This window comes from Burkholderia sp. A2 (assembly GCF_001729305.1).
GTDB lineage: Bacteria > Pseudomonadota > Gammaproteobacteria > Burkholderiales > Burkholderiaceae > Burkholderia > Burkholderia sola.
Genome location: NZ_LZXX01000029.1, coordinates 415 through 1,041 on the forward strand (window position 1 = coordinate 415; position 627 = coordinate 1,041).

Below are 627 nucleotides of genomic sequence, written 5' to 3' on the forward strand. Positions count from 1 at the left end.
CGGGCTTCATCGGCTCGCCGAAGATGAACTTCCTGAAGGGCACGGTCGAATCGGCCGACGCGGGCGGCGTGCTCGTGCGCTTCGACAGCGGCGAGACGCAGCGTGTCGCGGTGGACGCGGCGGGGCTGCAGCGCGGCGCGGCGGTGACCGTCGGCGTGCGGCCCGAGCATCTGCTGGTCGATGCGGCGGCGCCGGGCGTGGCCGCCCGGACGATGGCCGTCGAGTCGCTCGGTGACGCCGCGTATCTGTATGCGGAGTCGGCCGTCGCGCCGGACGGGCTGATCGCGCGGATTCCGCCGCTCGACACGTACCGCACCGGCGACACGCTGCGCGTGCATGCACAGGCCGAGCACTGCCACCTGTTCGACGAAAACGGGCAGGCGTTCCGGCGGCTGAGCGTGCACGCGAAGGCGGCGTGACGCACGGCACGTGCGCCTGCGCGGCTCAGAGGCGCAGGTGCTCGGCCATGTAGTCGACGAACGCGCGCAGCTTCGGCGTCGGGTGCCGGCCTGACGGCCACAGCACGTAGAACGGCGTGCGGCTCTCGACGTGTTCGTCGAGCACGGTGCGCAGCGTGCCGTCGGCCAGTGCGTCGTGGACGAAGAACTCGGGCAGGCACGCGATGCC

General features: G+C 72.2%; 2 protein-coding genes. One reads left to right on the forward strand and one right to left on the reverse strand.

Going from position 1 to position 627, the window contains the following annotated elements; all coding sequences use genetic code 11:
- Positions 1–419: TOBE domain-containing protein (locus A9Z05_RS03190; RefSeq protein WP_141723334.1), on the forward strand; the 419-nt coding region annotated here is incomplete at its 5' end.
- Between the two features lie 25 nt (positions 420–444).
- Here the strand turns inward: A9Z05_RS03190 and A9Z05_RS37445 are convergent.
- Positions 445–627, reverse strand: a 183-nt coding sequence (locus A9Z05_RS37445) for a LysR substrate-binding domain-containing protein (protein ID WP_256121823.1), incomplete at its 5' end; no start/stop codon positions are given.